Here is a 20965-nt window from a genome sequence, read left to right on the forward strand (position 1 = left end):
CCTTTATCTATTAAATTCCCTTGATTGTCTTGACTTCATCTCCTGATTCAAAACCAATCAGGTAATAATTCAATTTTCCATTTGTTTCTTTTCCTACTACTTCCCATACAGGCTGATCATCGTACATTCCTAAAGCTGCTTTTTCGATTTGGATTTCAGGATGAGCTGCAGCAATTGTTTGTTTCGCTTCGTTTTCAGTCAATCCCTTCGTTTGATCCAATACTTTTACTTTTTCACCAGATTTAGGAATGATAACGGCGATTTCTTTTCCTTTATCATTCGTACCCGTCAATGAAAAGTACGTTTTCTTTCGAGTAAACCAGTAAAAATGATCGGCTTCCTCGAGATTTGCATATTTCTTTGCGATTTCTACTGCTTCTTTTTTCGCCTGGACCGCCGGACGACTGGAACGCAAGTAAAAAATCGAGCTGATCACGATGACCGCTAATAAAAATACGATCAAGCCAAGCAATACGCGATTAATCGTTTTTTCCTTTGTCTGTTTTTTCTTCAAGGGTCGTCGCTCCTTTATCTTCATTCCTTTTCATTATAGCAGATTTTAATGATGAAAAAAGACGGCACCTTTAACTTCCTTCTTCATTTTTCTTTAAGAATTCATGGATATCCTGATAGATTTCATCCATAGCTAGCTCTTTTATCGGTACTTTTTTCGGTAATGCATGGATGATTCGTGCACCATATTTTGCAGTGACTAATCTCCGATCCAAAATAAGTAATACGCCACGATCTGTCTCCGTCCTTATCAAACGGCCTAATGCTTGGCGTAACTTCAAAGCTGCTTTAGGCACGGATTCCTGATAAAAAGGATTGATCCCCTCTGATTCCAGATAAGCATTCCTAGCTTTGACCATCGGACGTAACGGGTTGTCGAAGGGTAAACGTGTGACTACAACAATCTGCAAAGCATCTCCAGGTAAATCTACACCTTCCCAAAAGCTGTCAGCACCAAATAAGACGCTTTTTTCTGACAAAATGAAGCGTTTCAAAAGTTTTTCCCGACTCCCGCCAAATCCTTGAGCAAGAATTTCACGTCCTTTTTCTAGCATAGACAAATGCATTTTCTGATATATCTTTTGTAAAACATCATGAGAAGTGAATAAAACAAGGATCGGCCGATCTTCTTGTTCAATCAATCCTGTGAGTGCTGCTTCTAAATAATCGATATATGCTTGATTGCTGACTTGATGGACTGCAGGTGCTTCTTTCGGCACATAGATTCTTGCCTGTTTCTCGTAATCATAAGGAGAAGCAATCACTTTAAGAGGTGCTGCTTCAATGCCAAGTCGTTTAGAGAGATACTGTCGATTAGGTCCGATCTTCAGTGTTCCTCCAATATAAAGAATATGGTCATATCGAGGATACCACACAGTTGACGGCAACATAGCTGCTTGAAAATCATGGAGATGAAAAATCATCTGCTGTGCTGTATTCCCGGGAACGAACCAATGGATCAAATGATCTCGCCAGTCTTCTAGCCATTGGTCCATCAGCAAGTATTGCTTGTCTAATTGATCAAATAAGCTATATAAACTTGCTAAATCGATCCGCATCTGGTTGGTCCAACTTTCTTGGATAATCTCAAAAGTCAAGCGCATCTGTGATTGTAGTTGTTGGATCTCTTGATAAAAAAGTTGCAGATGATCCATTGCTGTTCCAGATTCCAGTGGCAGCTGATCCAACATTTCTTTTGTCATCATGACTTCTTCTGGATATTGTCCGTTAGGCTGCTTGCTGCTTACTAAGTTCATTAATCCCTCTGCCACACAAATCTGCGCTTCGCATAGTGCAGAGAGTTCTTCTCGATAAATCGACAACCAGCGCAAGGCTTCATGTTCCTTCGGCAAATAACTTTGTATGCGGTCAAATAACTGATTCGGCTCTTCCAGTTGCTGGATTTGTTTATGGAAGTAGTTAATACTTAGTCGTTTGTCATTTACTTTTTCAGCAATTTCCGGCAAATGATGCACTTCATCAATCAACAAATAAGGACTAGCTGGAAGCAATGGTTCTTTTCGCTGTGTTTCTTGTACTAAAAATGCATGGTTGACTATCAAAAAATTGCTTTGTTTGATTTTCTTTTGCAAGAAACGCACAAAGTCTTGTTTGTAAAACGACTGATTCCTTGCTAAAAACCCAGTGCCTCTGTGCGCGACATCTGCAAAGAATGCATGGTTCAGATTGGTTAAATGTAATTCATCCAAATCACCGGTCTTCGTTTGTGTTAGCCAAACTAAGACAGCCATTTGGTACAAAGCATATTGTTTTTGTCCCGGCGGTTCCACAAGTGTACCTTTAAAACGCTGTAAATCAATATAGTGGCGATAGCTTTTGATAATCACAGGTTGTATCGGCTGATCTAGCAATTGATTCAGTAATGGAATGTCTTTTTCCATGATCTGCTGCTGCAAAACAAGCGAAACGGTGCTGATGACAGCTGGTTTTTCAGGTGTAGCCAAATAACTCAAAGGCAACAGATAACCAATCGTTTTGCCCATTCCTGTAGCTGCTTCGATCATCAAATCTTTTGATTCATCTTTTGTGAAATGATCGTAGACAGCATTCATCAGCCTGTTCTGTTCTTTTCGATACATCAGTGTTTTACCAAACATTTTTTCTTTTTCTTGTTTTTTTCTTGGATATGTCCGCTCGCCATAATGGACGGATGTGAATAGCTCCACTTCTTTTTTCTGCAAAGCTAGCCCATCGATGATTTCTAATGAGAGATCAAGGGGCTCCGGGTTTTCTTTCATTTCTTCAAGCACGTGGTAAATGAAACGACTCGTATCCATTCCTGTATGGCTACTTAATCGTGCAATCTGCTCTAATGTGATGATCGGCAATTTCCTCATTCGTTCTTCGATCAGTAAAAGAAGCTGACCTGTCACTTCGGCATCACTATCCGCCTGATGAGGATTCTCATGAATAAAGCCAAGGCTTTCTGACAAATCAGCTAAGCGAAAACTTGGTTCCGTCGGCAAGAAAATTTGTGCAAGTTCTACGGTATCGATGCCCGGTATCTTCAAACTAGGAAGTCCGCATCGCATGAGTTCATGGTTCAAAAAATTATAATCAAAATAAATATTATGCGCGACAAATATGGTGTCTGCCAAAAGATTGTAAATCGTTTGGGCGACATCTTCAAAATAAGGCGCTTTTTGGACGCGTTGATTCGTGATCCCTGTTAAATGCTGGATTTGTTTTGAAATCTTCCGCCCTGGATGAATATCGATCGAAAAACGTGAAGTGATCCGACCAGCTTCAATCATGACGCAGCCAAATTGGATGATCCGATCTTCTTTTGGATTCGTCCCAGTCGTCTCGATATCAACGACTGCATAAGTTCTTGGTTTCAAAATATCTTCCTCTTCTCCTGCCTCTAATGTTCTTTTGAAATTATACTACAAAGTGCAGAAAAATACTCTCATCGCTTTTTAAGGAAAAAAAGACAAAAAAGCCCAGACACGTAAATGTCTGGACTTTTATTTTTAGTATAGGTGAATTAAGCTTTAGTAACGTTTGTTGCTTGAGGTCCGCGTTGGCCTTCTTCAACATCGAAAGTTACTGCTTGGCCTTCTTCTAAAGTTTTGAATCCGTCGCCTTGGATAGCTGAGAAATGAACGAATACATCGTTTCCGTTTTCTGCAGTGATGAATCCAAATCCTTTTTCTGAGTTAAACCATTTTACTGTACCTGTTTCCATAATAAAAATCCTCCTTGTGTATCAACACATATTTTGCAATTACTTGAATGGTGTATATCTGGAAGATGTTTATTTGAAACAAGCTACCACAGATTACCGAACAAAAACTACTCCTATAGTATATCATACCGTTTACAAAAAAGCTAGAGTTTTTCGACTTTTTTTATTAAAAAAGTTTTCTCAGCGATTACATAAAGTGAAAAACCGAACTTTTTTTAAAATAAACGACATATTGTTCAGTTGGTGTTTTTTTGCTCTGATGTTCTTCTTTAAACTAAAAAAATTATTCTTTCTGACTACTTATCGGTTCTGTTTCAACGGTCGAGGCTGGGGAAGATTCTTTAGTAGGTCTGATGTTCTCATGGTATTTCTGATAGCCTATGACAGTGACCAGAAGAACAAGGCAAACCAATACGATCAACGAGATTAGTTTTTCTTTTTTGCCCATATCTATACCTCATAAATAACAGGATGATGTCCATCATATTTCTGAGTATGAGTAAAAGCAAAAGCTGCAGCTGTAGAATGTAAGAAATGCCAGCAACTTTCATAATCACAGGTCGGACAGTACCAAAAGTAACCAAATCTTGGCTGCAAAGACCGTTCTTCTGTTTCAGGAATCGCAGAATCAAGATCTGTTGTCTGTACATAAACATTTTTGTACAGACGTGTGCCTGTAATAGGAGACCGCTGTGTTTCTTCAGCAAAAACTGGCTGACTTGTTAAACTTAGGGATAGAAACAGCAAACACCATAACAGTCTTTTTTTCATAAAGACCTCCTTATCGATAAGTTTTTCCCAATTAAAATCATATCTCAAGAACGCCCGTTATTCACATTTTGTTCATAAATGATGTTTTTTGTATCATAATCGTCAAAAAGAGGTCGTGACCACGTCACAACCTCTTTTTTAAACGGTGTTCCAGAAGTAGCTTCTTCGGAAATAAGCCGAAATTTCACAAAAATTTGAGAAATAATTTTTGTCAATCTCTTCTTATTTCTTGAAGCTGACCACTTCTGTCACAACCTCTTCCTTAAACGGTGTTCAAAAGCTTGCATCTACGGTAATAAGCCCACCAAACAAAAAATATGAAGAGCTATTTTTGCTTGCTGTTCTTATTACTTGATGCAGAACAGCTTTTTCACAACCTCTCATACACGGTGTTTAATCAGCTGACCTTCGGTATTAGCTCAAAAAACGGAAAAATATGTGAAACTATTTTTCCGTTTGTTTCTCTAATACTCAGGTCAAAACACTGATTTCACAACCTCTTTTAATAACGAAGAATCGCTGTCAGACTCTTTTCATCTGGCGCATCTTTTTGATCCAAAATAAACACTTTCCCGCCATTAATGATCACATCATCTGCTAATGCATTCAACACTTGACGCCGATCATATTCTGTTTCAGGATCTTCACCGAAACCATCAGCTAAGTTTGACGTAGCGATAAATAAATGTGACACTTTTCCTTCTTTCGCAGCTGGAACGATATCAACTAACTGATCGATGAATTTCTTATCTAAAAGTTTATTGTACTCTTTTGATTCTTGGGTTGCTAGTTCACTTGACAGCTTCTTCGCCCCTTCTTCGATATCTCTAAAGGATAGCTGCGCAGGAGAAGCAGAAATCGCAACGTCTGCACAATAGTAAGGATTTTTGGCGATTTTTTTGAACATCGTCTGATTTTCTGGTAGAGCAAATAAATAAATCGGCCATTGTTCAGGATTTTCGAAAGAATCCTTCAAGTACGTATCAACTGCTTGGTAATAGTTGACCCAATCGATCTCTACTTCTTCATCTTTTGGATTTACGCCATGGAAAGTTACTCCATCTCGGGCTCCGCCTCCTCCATTAGAAGAGAAGTTCAAACCGCCACCTGTCAGTTCAGATCCCAATGCAGTAACGACATCAACCGGTGCCCCTTCTGGTAGAGATACTTCTTTTACTTGTTTGTTGCTGACTTCATACAATTTCATGGAGTCGCGGTTCAATCCCAATAAATAATAAGAATAGTTGAACTGCCCATTTTTGATAATAGCCAGTAAATAAGGAAGATCACTTACATAGTATTGATCGTCTACCGGGATACTCAAACGATGGATATAGGTTTGGTCAGCAGTTATAATGACCGCTACACTCGTAGTTGCACTACGCCAAAACGAAGGATCTCCTAACAAATTTTCAATTTTTTCTTGGAACGGGGACCAGTCATGTTCGGAATATTTTTTCTCAAAACGTTTCTTTGCTTCTTTCGCAAAATTTTTGAATTTGATTTGATCTTTTTCCACATCTTGATGGGCGACATGCGTATTCAGCATGATCGTGACGAATGGTCCTTTAGCGCCTTCTGAAGTCAATTGTGACAATAATTCTTTATCCTTTTTTGCCATAAACGTACCCCTCCTAAAAAAATCATTCCTTTGTTTCTATCTAAAGTCTACCACAACACTATTTTTCCATACAATAAAACGTATCTAAAAAAATAAAACGGTTTCTACGGTTTTAAATTTAGCTATTTTTTTAAGTTATCTTCATAATTTCCTCAATTATTTAGCCCCAGTCTTCAACTATTCTTCATGAAATGCTGATAAACTAAGAAAAAGAATAAAAGAGGTGGATCTTATGCATTTGATTATGATTTTCAGTTTATTAAGTATTATCAGTTTATTTGCTTTCAGCGCTTCCCGCTTATTAGATGCGGAAACACAGCCTATTCCTGTAAAAGTACGTAAAAACGACCGCTAAACTTCCATAACGCGCGTTCTTATCCTAAAGTTTTTTCAGAAACATTGAAACTCTCTCCCCTCTCTGATAAAATTTTAATTTGTAGCGAAACAAATTAATTACAAGGAGATCGGATATGTCCATAAAAAAAACACGTCTAGTCCTATTATTGGCTAGTCTCATTCTTTGCCTTGCTTCTTTTCTACCAGCTGTTGCTGTGCAAGCTGAAGATACGTTCAAAGTAAATGCAAAAGCAGCTTTTGCTGTAGATGCGCAAAGCGGTAAGATTCTTTATGATCAAGATGGAGAAAAAACCATGGGGATCGCTTCAATCACAAAAATCATCGGTCTTTACATCGTTCTTGATCAAGTAAAAGAAGGAAAACTATCATGGGATGATAAAGTTTCGATTTCAGATTATGCAGAAAATTTGAGTATCACCCCAGATTTATCGAATGTTCCTTTGCATAAAGAAAACACCTACACTGTCAAAGAATTATTCGACTCTGCAATCATCCAGTCAGCCAATGCTTCAATGGTGGCCTTGGCAGAAAAAATCTCTGGCAGCGAAGCTAAATTCACTGAACGAATGAAAGAACAATTGAAAGATTGGGGAATCAAAGATGCAACAATCGTTAATGCATCAGGATTGAACAACTCTTATCTTGGCGAAAACCGACCAGAAGGCACTGGAGAAAACGACGAAAATCAAATGTCTGCTCAAGATGTGGCCATCGTTGCCCGCCATTTGATCTTGGATTTCCCAGAAATACTGGATGTATCAAGTACTACGACCCAAATGTTTGGCGAAAATACGCAATCACCAGTGGAAATGGTCAACTGGAACTGGATGCTCCCAGGATTCGTTAATTACAAGGAAGGCGTGGACGGATTAAAAACTGGTACGACTGAGCTTGCAGGTGCTTGTTTCGTTGGTACGATCACTAAAAACGATCAACGGATCATCACTGTCGTATTGAATGCGGACGGCCATGCGGAAAACCCGAGTGCCCGCTTCAATGAAACAGACCGTTTGATGGACTACTGCTATGACAATTGGTCAGAAAAAGAGCTCGGAAAAGCTAACGCAAGTATTCCTAGTCTAAAAACCATTGATGTAAAAGACGGAAAAGAATCAACAGTTCCTGTTGTGCTTAAAAGCCCTGTAAAAGTATGGGTACGAAACGATATGGATACTGGCAAATTAACGATCACGCCAACACTTGACAAGAAGCAAGTCACTGACAATGAGATCCAAGCACCTATGGATAAAGGTACAAAAATCGGTACCGCTACGATCACCTTGGCAGACGATAAATTAGGCTATTTAGAAGACAACAATGCACCATCAACAGAGATCATTACGGATAAAACAGTGGAAAAAGCGAATATATTCGTGATTGGCTGGCGACGCGTCGCAGAATTTTTCGGCAACTTGTTTTAATTGAACAATAAGAAAAACATCTTTCCATCGGAAAGATGTTTTTTTGCTTTTTCTAGTTTAAATAACAGCTTTTTTCATCTATTTTCGTTATACTGTATAAGAAAAAGGAGTTGAATTTATGAATCTAACCAGAGATCTGATCTTTTTAGTTCTCTATCTTATTGGGGTATTCTCTATCGTTTATTGGCGAAAACAGAAGAAGGATCCTTCCTTGTTCTTTTACGGCAGTACGTGGACATTTACGGTAATCTTAACTTATTTTGTCGTGTTGGAAATTTTTTATTCGACCTTTTATTTTTTGATTCCATTGTTGTTCTTTAGTATCTTTGCTTTTTCTTATTTCACAGAAAAACGAAGGCTGCTGAATGGTCTTTTATTCAATGTTTTCCTCATCAGTTTCGGCATCTACTTGTTTGTCTTGCTGTATGAAACGCAAAATATTTTCCTTGGCGGACTGATCGCCTTGATCACGATTCCATTGCTACTTGTCCTTTTATTTGGTATTTATGGATTGATTGTTTTTCTTTTTTGGAACGGGGTCACAGTTTTACGTAGAGAATCGCATTCATTAGCTAATCTTTTAACGTTGATACTAGCCATTTTTCTTACACTGTTTCTTGTTTTTGACTTTTTCTTGTTAAAATATTTGCCGCAATGGATAAATGCTTTGTTTTTCTGCGTTCCCCTGATCTTGATCTATCTATTTATCGTATTCTACAACTTTTTGACTGTCTCATTCTTGTATCAGTTCAACCGGCCTCGATACAATCAAGACTTCATCGTTGTGTTAGGCGCTGGGTTGAACAATGGAGAAACAGTTTCTCCTCTTCTAGCCAAGCGAATCAATAAGGCAATTGCTTTTTATCGGGCTCAAAGCCGTGCTACATTAAATCCGCCCATCTTATTGATGTCTGGCGGGCAAGGAGCAGACGAAAAAGTACCAGAGGCCATTGCGATGAAACAATATGCCATGGAACAAGGAATCCCTGAAAGAGACATTCTTGTCGAAACCAATTCGACAACCACTTTGGAGAACATGCTCTATTCAAAGGAAATCATGGATCAGCAAATGAAAGGGCCATACCGCGCGATCTTTAGTTCCAACAATTACCACATTTTTAGAGCCGGTCTTTATGCGCGGCAAGCCAAATTGAAAGCAAATGGTATTGGTGCAAAAACAGCTTTCTACTACTTGCCTAATGCGTTTTTAAGAGAATACATCGCCATCTTGATGATGAACAAAAAAAGACATATGATCATTTGCGGATTGCTTTTCGCAGGCTCCGCATTCTTATCGCTGATTACTTTACTTTTCTAAAAAAACAAGGTGTGACAAAACATATGTCACACCTTGTTTTTTTCTTTCATTCTCTTAACTATTGGCAAAAAGAGTATCCCTTTTTTGACCGCTACTTGCTGAGCAGAATAAATACCGCTGTTGCCTGAACACATAAAGCTGATCAAGCAGATCATAAAGAAGTATACTGCCGCTTGTGAACCGAACAATTCGATCCCCATCACAAAGCAGGCAATCGGTGTATTTGTCGCACCAGAAAATACTCCGATAAAGCCCAATCCTGCAAGAAAAGGAACAGAAACATGGAGCAAAGGCGCTAGTGCTGCACCAAGCGTTGCACCAATTTCAAACAATGGTGTCACTTCTCCCCCTTGATATCCCGCGCCTAAAGACAAAACTGTGAAGAATAACTTCCCAATAAAATCATAGACATGTGCCTGCCCATTAAATGATTCTTGAAGTAACGGAAGACTCAATCCGAGATAACGTTGTGTTTGCAAAATCAATGCTGCTGCCACAACTACAGCTCCACCTATCGTATTTCGCCAAACAGGATGAGGAATCCATTGTGCATATCGCGCTTTTAAAAAGACGATTGAACGGCTGAATACCCAACCAATCAAACCAAAAGCAATCCCAGCAACAAAAACTTTGAAGAACAGCAACATACTCCATTCAGGAATCACACCCATTTGGTAATGTAGATGAGAAACACCATAGCTTTCTGTCATGAAATTTGCAAACAGTGCAGCAAAGAAGCTAGGGAAGATCGCTTCTGTTCGGACTTTCCCGATTGCCAACACTTCTAATCCAAATAATGTTCCAGCTAAAGGTGTGCCAAATACAGAACTAAAACCCGCACTGATTCCACTGATAATCAAGATTTCCCGTTCTAATTTATCCAATCGGAACAAACGTGCTGTATTATCTGCTAACGCTCCCCCCATTTGGACTGCTGTTCCTTCACGGCCAACAGATCCCCCAAATAAATGGGTAGTTATGGTTCCAAACAGTGTAAGTGGAATAAGCCGCAACGGGATTTTTTCTTCTCCACCATTTCCTTGATCGATCACTAAGTTGTTTCCACGACTAGAAAGTCCGCCGTGATACGCATAGAGATAAGCAAAAAGCGCACCACTAACTGGTAGTAGATAAAGGAGCCAAGGATGTGATAGTCGGATATCTGTCACAACTGTCAGGCTATTTAAGAAAAAAGCAGACAAGCTCCCCATGAATATACCGAGAATTGCTGTGATCACCAGCCACTTCAGCATATACACTAAAATGCGTACTGGATTCGGTAATTGTTTTTCCATAAAAAATTCCTCCTCAATAAAAAAACGCCTACTAAAGAAAGGGGCTGTCCCCAAACTTTAGTAGGCGTCATTAGCTATCTTTCGTTAGCATTTAAAGGCGAACACCATCACCTATTCACTTCCATTAAAAGATAGCATATTTTTCTGTAAAAAACAATAAAATTATCGTTCTTTCTTTACACGTTCAGCAAATTCATAGAAAGGAGCCAATTTCGTTAACTGTTGATTACATTGGTCACTATCATGACAAATATAATTCCCCTTTTTCGTATACGTGCCATCAGAACCTGCTTTCGTTGTAGAAAGAAAAAGCGAAACATTCGATGTTTTCTGACAGATTGCACAGATTCCCTTATTTATCGTTGGTGATAAAGTACCGCTAATCCCTTTTAATTTTTCATCTTCGTAATAGACCATGAATTTTTTCTGCGTACCTGGATCATTCCAGCCGATGTACGTATGTTCTTGCAAGTCGATTTCATTCCAAGTTGGTTGTTTGAGTTTTTTCACTTTTCGGAATAATTTCTCGATTTGTGGTTTGCTAGGCTGCATAAACGGCTGAACGATTTGCTTCAGCTCCTCCAATGCTCTTTCTGCTTGCGCTTTTGTCAGTTTTACGTCTAAAACTGTCGTTAAAAATGTATCGATTTCTGGCAGTTCGTGATCTAATATGTCTCGAATCTTTTCAGCTGCTAGTGCCTGAACTGTTTGTACCGTTTTTGGATCATTGACAGATGAGTACGCATTTAATAACTGTTCTACTTCTCTTATTATAAAAAAATATTGGTATGGTTTTATTGTTTGTTCCATGATTTTAAAGTCCTTTCTTCTAACCAAAGTGCATACTTTGTAGAAAAAAGTGATCTTCTGCAAAGTATGTGTTACCTGAAGATCCCGGACTCTTTTAAATAAGATACGTTTTGCATCTTATCATCACCCCCTTTAATGCTTATTATTCTATGTACACGATTCATTCGATAAATAAAAGTAAACCGTATCTTGAACAGATAGTCAACTGCAAACAGAAAAAAGGACTGTGACAAAAGTCGTGTCAAAGTCCCTTGTTTCGAATGAATGGTGTTCAAAAGCTTGCATCTGCAGTAATAAGCCGAAACTTCACAAAAATTTGAGAAGTAATTTTCGTAAATTCCTTCTTATTTCTTGAAGCTGACCACTTCTGTCACAACCTCAATATGGTCTATTATTGGTTTTACCTGTTAAATCGAGGATTCTTTCCCAAAGTAACGTTGCCATCTCTTACGCATACTTGCAGACATGGGCTGAGCCGCTTCTTTGACTGCGCAGTATTTGTCCACGAATGTCACAATATATCCTTCTTTATACTTAGGCGGTGCGATCGTTGCACCCCACATGTGCTTCAAAATGATATCTCGCTCAAGATCCGACAAATCGGTGATTTTTTCTGCATTCTTTACAGCAATTCTTGGATGGATATACGCATGTGTCCCCTCGTCAAATTTCGTCGTACGCCAATCATAGTAGAACAGATCATGCAAAAGTCCAGCACGCGCTGTTGCTTTAGCATTGCCACCCCATTTTTTTGCGAGCAGATAACTATAGTAAGAAACACTGATGGAATGCTCCAAACGAGTGGAATGAACATGCTGTGTGTAATTCGCTAATTTTTTCACTGCTTCTGTTTCTAAAAGATCTTGTACATAAGACATATATTCTTCGTCTTCACGCCATTTTTCTGTCATAATTATCGATCTGCCACCTTTTTGAATTTCATTTTCTTCTGAAATTGATCTAAGTATACCACCAGTGTTCGGATTATTCTAGTCGCTCTAGATAAAATAGCTAAAGCTTAATAGTTCCTTAATCATAAAGAAAAATGATAAAGAACGATCCCTGCTGCGACTCCGACATTCAATGATTCCGCATTTCCTTTCATTGGGATATATACGTTCTGATCAGTCAAAGACAAGATTTCCTGACTTACTCCCTGACCTTCGTTTCCCATGATTATAGCGAAATCCTCTGTTTTTTCTACTTTGTCTAATGCATGTGCTTCTTCATTTAGTTCTGTACCGTACACCGTAAACCCTTTGCCTTTCATTACAGGGATCACTTCTGCCAAATCTTTTTGTAACACAGGCAAATGATAATTGCTTCCCTGCATGCTTCGCAGCACCTTTGTACTATAAATATCTGCCGTTCCTTTACCTAATAAAACACCAGCCATACCAAACGCATCTGCCGTACGGATCATCGTTCCCACATTTCCAGGATCCTGTACATTATCTAGTAAAAGCCAGCCTCCTGAAAAATCTGGCGTATCTTCAGATGTTAACGTCATCACCGCTAAGATCCCTTGCGGTGTAGGTAGATCTGACATAGCGGTCATGACCTCATCTGAAACTAGAAAAGTAGAAATCTCTTTGTTTACAGCCAGCCAGTCTCCCCATTCTTTCATACCTCTCTGTGTCACAAAAAGTTCTTTTATTTCTGCATCAGACGACGCAGCTTCTTCGATCAGATGGAACCCTTCCAAAAGATATTCTGCCTTTTCTTCTCTGTATTTCTTTTTATGTAGTTTTTTTAATTCTTTGATTCTTGGATTTTTTGCTGATTGGATCTCTTTCACATTCCTTCACCTCACCTGATTATATCATGGAATAGGTGCTTGAGCTTGTTTCATCCTAAAAAAATCGGTATCATTGATTTATAAAACAGGAAAGAAAGGTGACGAACATGCGCAAAGTTAAAATGAATGTCCAAGGACGTGTCCAGGGCGTGGGATTTCGCTATATGACCAAGATGGTTGCTGATCAGTTAGGCGTGACCGGAACGGTAAAAAACGAAGACGACGGCTCAGTCACAATCGAAGCAATCGGAAATGACGACATCATCCAAAAATTTATCGAAGAAGTCAAGAAGTCTCCGAGCCCAAGTGGACGAGTGCAGTATGTGGATGTCCAAGAAGATCCGATGATTGAGGAACGAAAGAAATTTGATGTGGTGGGATAAGGTTGTGAAAAGGTCGCTTAGTTTTGAGTATTAAGGAAAATTTTGTGAAAATGGCTTTCCACATTTTTGCATAAATTTGACTTAATACCGAGAAACTGACTTTTGAACACCGTCGATCAGGTTGTTTTTGAGGCGCTTTGCCTCAAGTATTAAAGATAGGTAGTAAAAAAGCTGATCTATAACTTGCAATAAATTTGCTTAACCCATATTTTCCAGACAGAACAAAAAAGTTTTTAGTTTTTTAAATAAGAAAGAAACACTTGGAATCACTCTTTTCTTTCCAAGTATTTCTTTCTTGATTTTTTGTCTTTTTTTCAAAATTTTTCGCTACGAAAAAGAAAGAATATTTATATGAAATTTCTATGAAGTTGATTGAATTCCATGCGCTTTTTTAGTATAGTTAAGTTTGTGTAAAAATTATAGAAGAGGAAGTATTCTATGAATAAATGGAAAAACTGGTTATTGGGATCCGGACTTGTCAGTATCCTGCTCTTTTTATCTGGCTGTGTGCGGATGGATTCAAACGGAAACCCTGACACTTCAGGAATCGTTTATCGAGTACTCGTCCATCCTATGGGCCAAGCGATTACATATCTAGTTGAGAATTTCAATTGGTCTTACGGCTGGGCAGTTATTGCAATGACTGTGATCGTTCGTATCATCATCTTGCCACTAGGTATCAGTCAATCGAAAAAAACAATGATCCAATCTGAAAAAATGCAAGCGTTAAAACCACAAGTTGAAGCAGCACAACAAAAGCTAAAAGCTGCAACAACACGTGAAGAACAAATGGCAGCACAAGCAGAAATGCAGCAAGTATATCGCGAAAACGGATTGAGTATGACCGGCGGAATCGGCTGTCTGCCTCTATTGATCCAAATGCCGATCTTCTCTGCCTTGTATTTTACGGCTCGCTACACAGAAGGTATCCGTGAATCATCTTTTTACGGCATCGATCTAGGCTCACCAAGTATAGTGCTTGTGGCCATTGCAGGGGTCGCTTATCTGCTTCAAGGATATATTTCAACAATCGGTATTCCTGAAGAACAGAAAAAGACGATGCGTACGATGCTGATCGTCTCTCCTGCTATGATCGTCTTCATGTCGATCAGTGCGCCAGCCGGCGTTACACTTTACTGGGTAGTCGGTGGTGTGTTCAGCTGTCTGCAAACATTCATCACAAACGTTATGATGAAACCACGTTTGAAAGCACAAGTGGCAGAAGAGTTGAAACAAAACCCGCCAAAACAAGTCGTCACTCCAAGAAAAGACGTGACAGAATCAGCAAAGCCAGCTGACAACAAACAAGCAACAAAACAAATCAAACAACCAAAAAACAGTACAAATAACAAAGGCCGCAACGCAGGAAAGCAGCAGAAGCGGAAGTAGATAGTAAATAAGAGTGTAATAAAAATTCATTAACAGTTTTAGCAATTAAAAATATCGACCAAGATTTTTGAAAAAGAAATCTGGTCGATATTTTTATTTAAGTGAATGTATAATTTGAATCATCGATTGATCGCTATCTAATTGCAGCAGCATCTTTTTATGAAGAAACAACTTTTTCTTATCTATCAACGTAGACAGGTGTTGCTGTTTCTTTTAATAGTGTACTTAATTCCTTAATATTTTGTTTTCCTTCTTCTAACATCCAACTACTCGCTTTTTCTTCGCCTTCGGTAACAAAAGGTGCCACTCCCTTCGCCCATGTTGCTCGCCCACATAAGACACCATTGAATGTCGAACCTGATTGTTTTGCAAAACGTAATGTATCTTGAAATAGCGTAGCATTGACTCCCGCACTTAAAAAAATAAACGGTTGTTCAGTCACTTTCGATTGTTCATAGAAATACGCGGATGCCTCTGCTTGACTATAACAAGTCTCTTGCCCATATCCTTCCACAAATCTCATATTCACTGGCACTTCTACTTTCAATACATCCACTTGATAACGTTCTTTTGAAAATTCTCGCATGGCTTCAATAACTTTATGGGGTTTTACTTTTGTATAGGCAAGAGAGGACGGATCGCCAATAGTTGCATCATAAGAAAGGATCTCTAAAAAGAAAGGTATGCCTTCTGCATCGCATTCTGAACCAATCCGTTCTATAACTATTTGTTTTTGCACATTAATCTCTGCTGGTTCATCCACGTCATAGTACAATAAAAATTTACAAGCATCCGCACCAGCTTCTTTTAACCTTTTCACTGACCAAATATTCAATAAATCAGGTAATCTTCCCGGCATTTTCGTATCATAGCCGGTTTTTTCATAAGCTAGCAGCAAGCCACATTCTTTCTCTCGAAGCGCTGCTGCAGGCAGGCCGTATTCTGGATCAAGTAAAATAGCTGAGGCATAGGGAGTCAGGTATTGAGAAACCATCTGTTTAAATTGGATGATGTCTTCTGATGTAGCTTCTTTATATTGGTTGATCATTTTCTTCAAAGCACCACGCTGGTCGATTGCTAACGCGCTAATAATTCCAGCTTCATCCGTCAATCGCTTCAAACGTTCCTGCTTTTCTATACTCATCTTCTTCATAGATCTTCACTTATTTCTTTAGTTAATATTGTGGCTATTTCTGTTTTTGATTTTGCTTTTCTCAACTGTTCTGTAACCTCTTTTCGCATCAATGCTCGTGCAACGAGAGACAATAATTTCAAATGAGTCGTTCCTGCTTCTGAATCTGGAATAAATAACGCAAAAATAAAATCAACTGACTGTCTATCTAAACTGTTCCATTCAATTCCTTTGTTCAGTGTGACGATAATCATACTAGGTTTGTTGATTGTTTGAGACTTCGCATGAGGGATAGCAAAACCTGACATTATTCCTGTAGTACCTTCTTTTTCTCTTTCTAGAAGTTTTTGATATACTTCTTTTTCGTCATGAGCGATTCCTAAACAGAATGTTTGCTTTGCTAAAAACTTAAATGCTTCTTCTTGACTATCTAATGGCTGTTGTAAAAAAATGTTCTCTTCATGAATGATTGTCATGATAAGCCTCCTGCTCTTCCTTCTTCGATAACTGTACGATTTGCTGCTTTATTATCCATCTTCTTGTCTTCATCAGTTACTCTTTTCTTTTGGATTAATCCTAGTATCACTCCACCAACGATCGAACCAATAAGAATCGCTGTAACCCATTGGATTTTTCCTGTTACTACAGGTAATACTAAAAAACCGCCATGTGGTGCTGGAACTTGGACGCCAAACAAATAAGTCAAGACAGCAGCAATTGATGAGCCTAACATCATCGTTGGTAATACTCGGATCGGGTCTTTCGCAGCAAACGGAATAGCTCCCTCCGTAATATGAGTTGATCCTAAAATAAAATTAACCAAACCTGCATTACGATCATTGGTATCAAAATATTTACCAAACAATAAAGTAGCAAAACCAGTAATCAACGGTGGTGCAATACAAGCTGCTGACACACCAGCCATAAAAGTCGTGTTTCCTTGTGCCAAAAGAGCTGTTCCTGTTACATATGCCGCCTTATTAATCGGTCCTCCCATATCAAACGCACACATGCAACCAACAATCACGCCAAGAACAAGTGGATTCGAACGTTCAAATCCAGCTAAAAAGCTCATCATTCCTTCATTTATAGCCTTCATTGGACCTGCCAGCAAAGACATCACGATGCCAATAAATGCTACACCAATAACTGGATATAAGAAGATTGCCTTCAAGCCATCTAGTTGTTTAGGTAAAATTGTCAGTAGCTTTTGCAAAAATAAGATAAAATAACCTACTAAGAACCCAGCTAAAATACCTCCTAAAAATCCAGTACCGCCATTCATGGCCACGATTCCACCAACAAATCCAACGACTAACCCTAGACGTTTCGCGATCCCTTCTGCAATATAAGCTGCTAAAACTGGAACCATCATTTCCATTGCTGCATCGCCAACCGTTTTTAACATCGCCGCTGTAGCATTGTATTGTGCATGATCTGGATCAAAAGAATAGATTCCACAAACGGCAAATGAAATAGCAATCAATACTCCGCCAGCTACCACGAAAGGCAACATATGAGAGACACCATTCATCAAATTTTTATAGATGCTACGACCAAAATTAGCACCACTCATCGCTTCTGGTTCTAAAGTATCAGCAGCTTCATTATCTGCTAAGACAGTACCTTTTCCTGCCAATGCTTCGTCAATCAGCCGTTGTGCATCCTTGATTCCTGTACTGACAGAAACATCAATGACTCGTTTTCCCGCAAATCTTTCTGAATGGACATCTTTGTCTGCGGCAATAATAACAGCATCTGCCTGTTTGATTTCTTCAGCCGTTAATTCATTTTCGATCCCAATTTGTCCATGGGTCTCTACTTTGATCGTGATGCCTTTTTTCCTAGCTGCTTGTTCTAATGCCTCTTGCGCCATGTAGGTATGCGCAATTCCTGTCGGACAACCGGTTGCTGCAATTAGTTGATATTTTCCCATCTTTCGAACCTCTCTTCCCTGATTTTGATTTGTTTACTTAATTCCTCCACATCTAAAAAATCTGTTAATCCTTTGCGAAAAGCGGTTGAGCTGCCTGCTGCTATGCTTTTACGTAACGTTTCATCAAGCGGTCGTCGATTCATGTATCCTGCTAAAAAAGCGCCTAACATGGTATCACCTGCACATGCTGTATTGACAACTTTTCCTTTTGGCGAGTTTCCTCGAAACACCCTGTCTTTCGTAAAAAGAATTGCTCCTTTCTCACCGAGGGATAACAAAACATTTTCTGCACCTAACTCTACTAGTCGTTGTCCATAAACAAAGTAATCTTCATCTGTAACCATTTTTCGTCCGAACCAAGAAGAAAGTTCTTCCTCGTTCGGTTTCAGCAAAAACGGTCGATAGGGTAAACAATCCATGACTTCTTGATCACTACTATCAATAATCAAATGAATCCCCTTTTCCTGACAAATCCGACTGATTTCTATTAAAACCTTTGGAGACAGCCCTTTTGGTAAACTCCCAGAAACACAAAGATAATCTTCTGCTTGTAATACTCTTATTTGATTTAAAAAATTATGGACAGCTGTCTGCGGTATTTCAGGTCCTTGATTCACTAATTTGTATTCTTCTCCCGTTTGATTGACTTGTGTAAATACATTGATACGCGTCATACCAGGCACTTCAATAAAATCTGTTTGGATTTGTTTCTGCTGTAAATAGTCTTCTATATACTTTCCTGTGAACCCAGCAGAAAAACCCAATGCCGTACTTGGGAAATCTAGCATCTATAATACTAGTGACACATTCACTCCTTTTCCGTTTGCCTGAATGTCATCCTCTTTTGTGCGATTTACCATAAAAGGATGCATCTCCTCTGTTTCAATAAATAGATCAATTGCCAAATTCATCGTGCATGTGTAGATAGACATAACCAATGACCTCCTTGACTCTATTATGAAATACGCGAAAGAGAAAATGTTTTCTTAATCGTTCCAACACAAAGAAAACCTTTACATTTATAAACTCGTCGTGCTATTTTTTAACTAACTTTTGGTGAAAGAAGGAAAGAATATGGATCACAAATTAAGTGAAACAGAACAGTACCTCTGGAACTTTATCGAACACCATATCCTAGAGATCCCTAACTACTCCATCGTGAAACTAAGTGAACAAGCAAATGTCTCAACAGCCACCATTGTGCGGACAATGAAAAAGAAAGGCTATGAAGGGTTTACTTCGTTTAAGCATCATCTAAAAGAAGGAGAAAACAAGAACATCAATTTTTCTTTCTTAGATAAAGTAGACAAAGGTATCCGCCGAGCCATTCTAAAAAACGAACAAGAAGTGGTACGTACAATCAATATGTTGGAAATCGGAAACATTGAGGATGCGATACAAAGAATCAAATTTGCTGACCGGGTTTTTGTCTTTGCCCGAGGATTTTCAGAAATGATTGGCCAAGAAATGCTGGTAAAACTTCAATTAACAGGAAAAAATTGTCAAATGCATACTGATCCAGAGATTATCAAAAGCATCAGTCGGAAACTAACTAAGAAAGACAGTGTTATTTTTGTTTCTTTGAACGGCGAGACAAAAGAACTCGTCACCGCCGCAAAGAATTGCTATGATGCAGAGATTGGTTCAATTCTAGTTACAGCCAATCATTCCTCTACACTCAAAGATTATTGCGAGATAAATCTCGTAGGTTTCAAATCAGAAGTTTCTTATTTCCCTGATTATGAAGTACGGTCACGTTTGCCTCTCCAGATCATCGCGAGAATCCTGCTTGACGCCTATGTATTGCGTATGGGGGAGAATTGAGGATATTTGATTTGCGATTGATAACAATTGCTAGAAAAACTGTTAAAAAATGCTTTACGTATCTCGCTACTATAATTTATTAGTCTCATTTTCCATTTTAGATAAAATCTATCGTGTACTTTAGCATGGCTAAAAATACTACAAAATAAATAAACAAAAGGAAATAAAAAAAATCTGGAACAGAAGCTTGTGCTTTCTGTTCCAGATTAGGGTTGATGAAAATTCACATTTTTCAATTCTTATAAGCTATTTAAATCACTTTCTTATTGAACAAAGTTCTAATTATCAACTTACTTGTAAAAACTATTTTTTCCTTAATAAATCAAGGAACGGATTTGCCTTAAATAGAGTAGTAATGGTTAAATAAATAGGCAAAGCAATAGCAAACTGTATCAAATTAGTCAAAATACTACTTGATAAATTACTTGTTAAAGAACGTGTTACTATGCACATAAGTATTCCGCCTAGCAAAAAGATTCCAATTTTACGATATTCAAATTTAAAATCTGTACTCTTTAAGAAAGATCTAGTCCTTACAAAAGTTACAAAACATTCTGCTAAAATATTCGAAAAAACTACACCAAAAAAACCAATAGTTGGTAACAATATTAAATTGGCTACGATATTGATGATGGCCCCAACAATTACTGATTTGTTATATTCCTTGACGTGCCCTATCGGCATTAAATATTGTCTGGAAATTGACATACCTAACGGAATAATTACTATTAGAGCTGAAAAATAAGGAATAACATTATTAATGTATATAAATTTTTCTCCAAAAAACCACGGCACTAATTTGTCATAAACAGCTAGCATACCAAACATAATAGGTATTGAAAAGTATAATTGTAAGTGTATAGTTTTCTCCATCATTCGAACGATTCTAGTCACATTTTCTTTTGCAAAAAAGCCAGTCATATGAGGCAATAACACTAAGTCTAACGTAGTAATAATGGTTATAAAAACGGTATTCAATTGCAATGAGTTAGTGAAATATCCAACCGCCATGCTACCCATAGTAAATCCTAAAAGCGTTTTATTCAAATTTGTATACAACATAATAGCTATTTGCGGTATAAAATATTCAAATGATCCCTTTAAGTGATTAAAGCTATTTCTTATACTTACTTTTACAAAATGAATATACTTAGGAATAAACAGCCAAACACTTATTTGCGAACATACT

The 20965-nt window shown here is 38.2% G+C and carries 19 protein-coding genes, 1 pseudogene and 1 riboswitch; of the genes and pseudogenes, 6 read left to right on the plus strand and 14 right to left on the minus strand.

The annotated features are described in order from the left end of the window. Positions 1–10: 10 nt before the first annotated feature. The 5 genes from RG571_RS02980 to RG571_RS03000 form a co-directional block, all read right to left on the minus strand. A complete protein-coding gene (locus RG571_RS02980; protein ID WP_002348809.1) occupies positions 11–538 on the minus strand; it encodes a DUF5590 domain-containing protein in 528 nt (175 codons plus the stop codon). Between the two features lie 46 nt (positions 539–584). After that, complete coding sequence (locus RG571_RS02985) at positions 585–3374, minus strand: helicase C-terminal domain-containing protein (protein ID WP_002291765.1); 2790 nt, start codon at positions 3372–3374, stop codon at positions 585–587. Positions 3375–3520: 146 nt separating this feature from the next. Then, positions 3521–3721 (minus strand): cold-shock protein, encoded by a 201-nt coding sequence (locus RG571_RS02990; RefSeq protein ID WP_002288762.1) that lies wholly within the window; start codon positions 3719–3721, stop codon positions 3521–3523. 450 nt (positions 3722–4171) lie between these two features. Beyond that, positions 4172–4492: a hypothetical protein gene (locus tag RG571_RS02995; RefSeq protein ID WP_002323868.1), complete on the minus strand. Its 321-nt coding sequence runs from the start codon at positions 4490–4492 to the stop codon at positions 4172–4174. 502 nt (positions 4493–4994) lie between these two features. After that, positions 4995–6113: a hypothetical protein gene (locus RG571_RS03000; protein ID WP_002322980.1), complete on the minus strand. Its 1119-nt coding sequence runs from the start codon at positions 6111–6113 to the stop codon at positions 4995–4997. A 232-nt stretch (positions 6114–6345) separates the two neighbouring features. Between RG571_RS03000 and RG571_RS03005 the strand changes: the two genes are divergently transcribed. The 3 genes from RG571_RS03005 to RG571_RS03015 all read left to right on the plus strand — a co-directional run bounded on the left by RG571_RS03005 (position 6346) and on the right by RG571_RS03015 (position 9209). Further along, positions 6346–6468 carry a hypothetical protein gene (locus RG571_RS03005; protein ID WP_002296297.1) on the plus strand — a complete coding sequence of 41 codons (123 nt, stop codon included), beginning with the start codon at positions 6346–6348 and terminating at the stop codon, positions 6466–6468. A 115-nt stretch (positions 6469–6583) separates the two neighbouring features. After that, on the plus strand, positions 6584–7891 hold the full coding sequence (locus tag RG571_RS03010) for a serine hydrolase (protein WP_002299522.1): 1308 nt from the start codon (positions 6584–6586) through the stop codon (positions 7889–7891). 118 nt (positions 7892–8009) lie between these two features. Continuing rightward, positions 8010–9209, plus strand: a complete 1200-nt coding sequence (locus RG571_RS03015) for a YdcF family protein (protein ID WP_002323014.1) — start codon at positions 8010–8012, stop codon at positions 9207–9209. Positions 9210–9235: 26 nt separating this feature from the next. Here RG571_RS03015 and RG571_RS03020 read toward each other — a convergent pair whose 3' ends face one another. The 4 genes from RG571_RS03020 to RG571_RS03035 all read right to left on the minus strand — a co-directional run bounded on the left by RG571_RS03020 (position 9236) and on the right by RG571_RS03035 (position 13112). Next, the gene (locus RG571_RS03020; protein WP_002323015.1) at positions 9236–10504 is read right to left on the minus strand and encodes a voltage-gated chloride channel family protein; all 1269 of its coding nucleotides are present in this window, start codon (positions 10502–10504) and stop codon (positions 9236–9238) included. Positions 10505–10558: 54 nt separating this feature from the next. Then, positions 10559–10625, minus strand: a riboswitch (Fluoride riboswitch). A gap of 41 nt (positions 10626–10666) precedes the next feature. After that, complete coding sequence (locus RG571_RS03025; protein ID WP_029485906.1) at positions 10667–11314, minus strand: FusB/FusC family EF-G-binding protein; 648 nt, start codon at positions 11312–11314, stop codon at positions 10667–10669. Between the two features lie 407 nt (positions 11315–11721). Next, complete coding sequence (locus RG571_RS03030) at positions 11722–12225, minus strand: HD domain-containing protein (RefSeq protein WP_002289559.1); 504 nt, start codon at positions 12223–12225, stop codon at positions 11722–11724. A gap of 122 nt (positions 12226–12347) precedes the next feature. Beyond that, on the minus strand, positions 12348–13112 hold the full coding sequence (locus RG571_RS03035) for an RNA methyltransferase (protein WP_002318947.1): 765 nt from the start codon (positions 13110–13112) through the stop codon (positions 12348–12350). A gap of 107 nt (positions 13113–13219) precedes the next feature. Between RG571_RS03035 and RG571_RS03040 the strand changes: the two genes are divergently transcribed. Next, entirely contained in the window at positions 13220–13495 is a 276-nt protein-coding gene (locus RG571_RS03040) for an acylphosphatase (protein ID WP_002289551.1), read from the plus strand. Positions 13496–13933: 438 nt separating this feature from the next. Then, positions 13934–14884, plus strand: a complete 951-nt coding sequence (gene yidC / locus RG571_RS03045) for a membrane protein insertase YidC (protein ID WP_308947768.1) — start codon at positions 13934–13936, stop codon at positions 14882–14884. A 178-nt stretch (positions 14885–15062) separates the two neighbouring features. On the opposite strand, the gene lacD is transcribed toward yidC, so the two are convergent. The 4 genes and pseudogenes from lacD to pfkB form a co-directional block, all read right to left on the minus strand. After that, positions 15063–16037, minus strand: coding sequence for a tagatose-bisphosphate aldolase (gene lacD, locus RG571_RS03050; protein ID WP_215719729.1), 975 nt, complete (start codon positions 16035–16037; stop codon positions 15063–15065). After that, entirely contained in the window at positions 16034–16492 is a 459-nt protein-coding gene (locus RG571_RS03055) for a fructose PTS transporter subunit IIA (protein WP_258430263.1), read from the minus strand. The genes lacD and RG571_RS03055 overlap by 4 nt, the downstream gene beginning before the upstream one ends. Beyond that, positions 16489–17952: a PTS fructose transporter subunit IIC gene (locus RG571_RS03060; RefSeq protein ID WP_258430264.1), complete on the minus strand. Its 1464-nt coding sequence runs from the start codon at positions 17950–17952 to the stop codon at positions 16489–16491. The genes RG571_RS03055 and RG571_RS03060 overlap by 4 nt, the downstream gene beginning before the upstream one ends. Then, positions 17934–18884 (minus strand): annotated as a pseudogene (gene pfkB / locus RG571_RS03065) (1-phosphofructokinase). Before pfkB ends, RG571_RS03060 begins: the two are co-directional and overlap by 19 nt. A gap of 142 nt (positions 18885–19026) precedes the next feature. On the opposite strand from pfkB, the gene RG571_RS03070 reads away from it, so the two are divergent. Beyond that, complete coding sequence (locus RG571_RS03070; protein WP_215719730.1) at positions 19027–19776, plus strand: MurR/RpiR family transcriptional regulator; 750 nt, start codon at positions 19027–19029, stop codon at positions 19774–19776. 303 nt (positions 19777–20079) lie between these two features. Here RG571_RS03070 and RG571_RS03075 read toward each other — a convergent pair. After that, positions 20080–20965, minus strand: an 886-nt coding sequence (locus RG571_RS03075; protein WP_308947488.1) for a polysaccharide biosynthesis C-terminal domain-containing protein, incomplete at its 5' end; no start/stop codon positions are given.

Origin of the sequence: Enterococcus sp. FR204 (assembly GCF_031143325.1) — a bacterium.
In the GTDB taxonomy this organism is placed as follows: domain Bacteria; phylum Bacillota; class Bacilli; order Lactobacillales; family Enterococcaceae; genus Enterococcus_B; species Enterococcus_B faecium.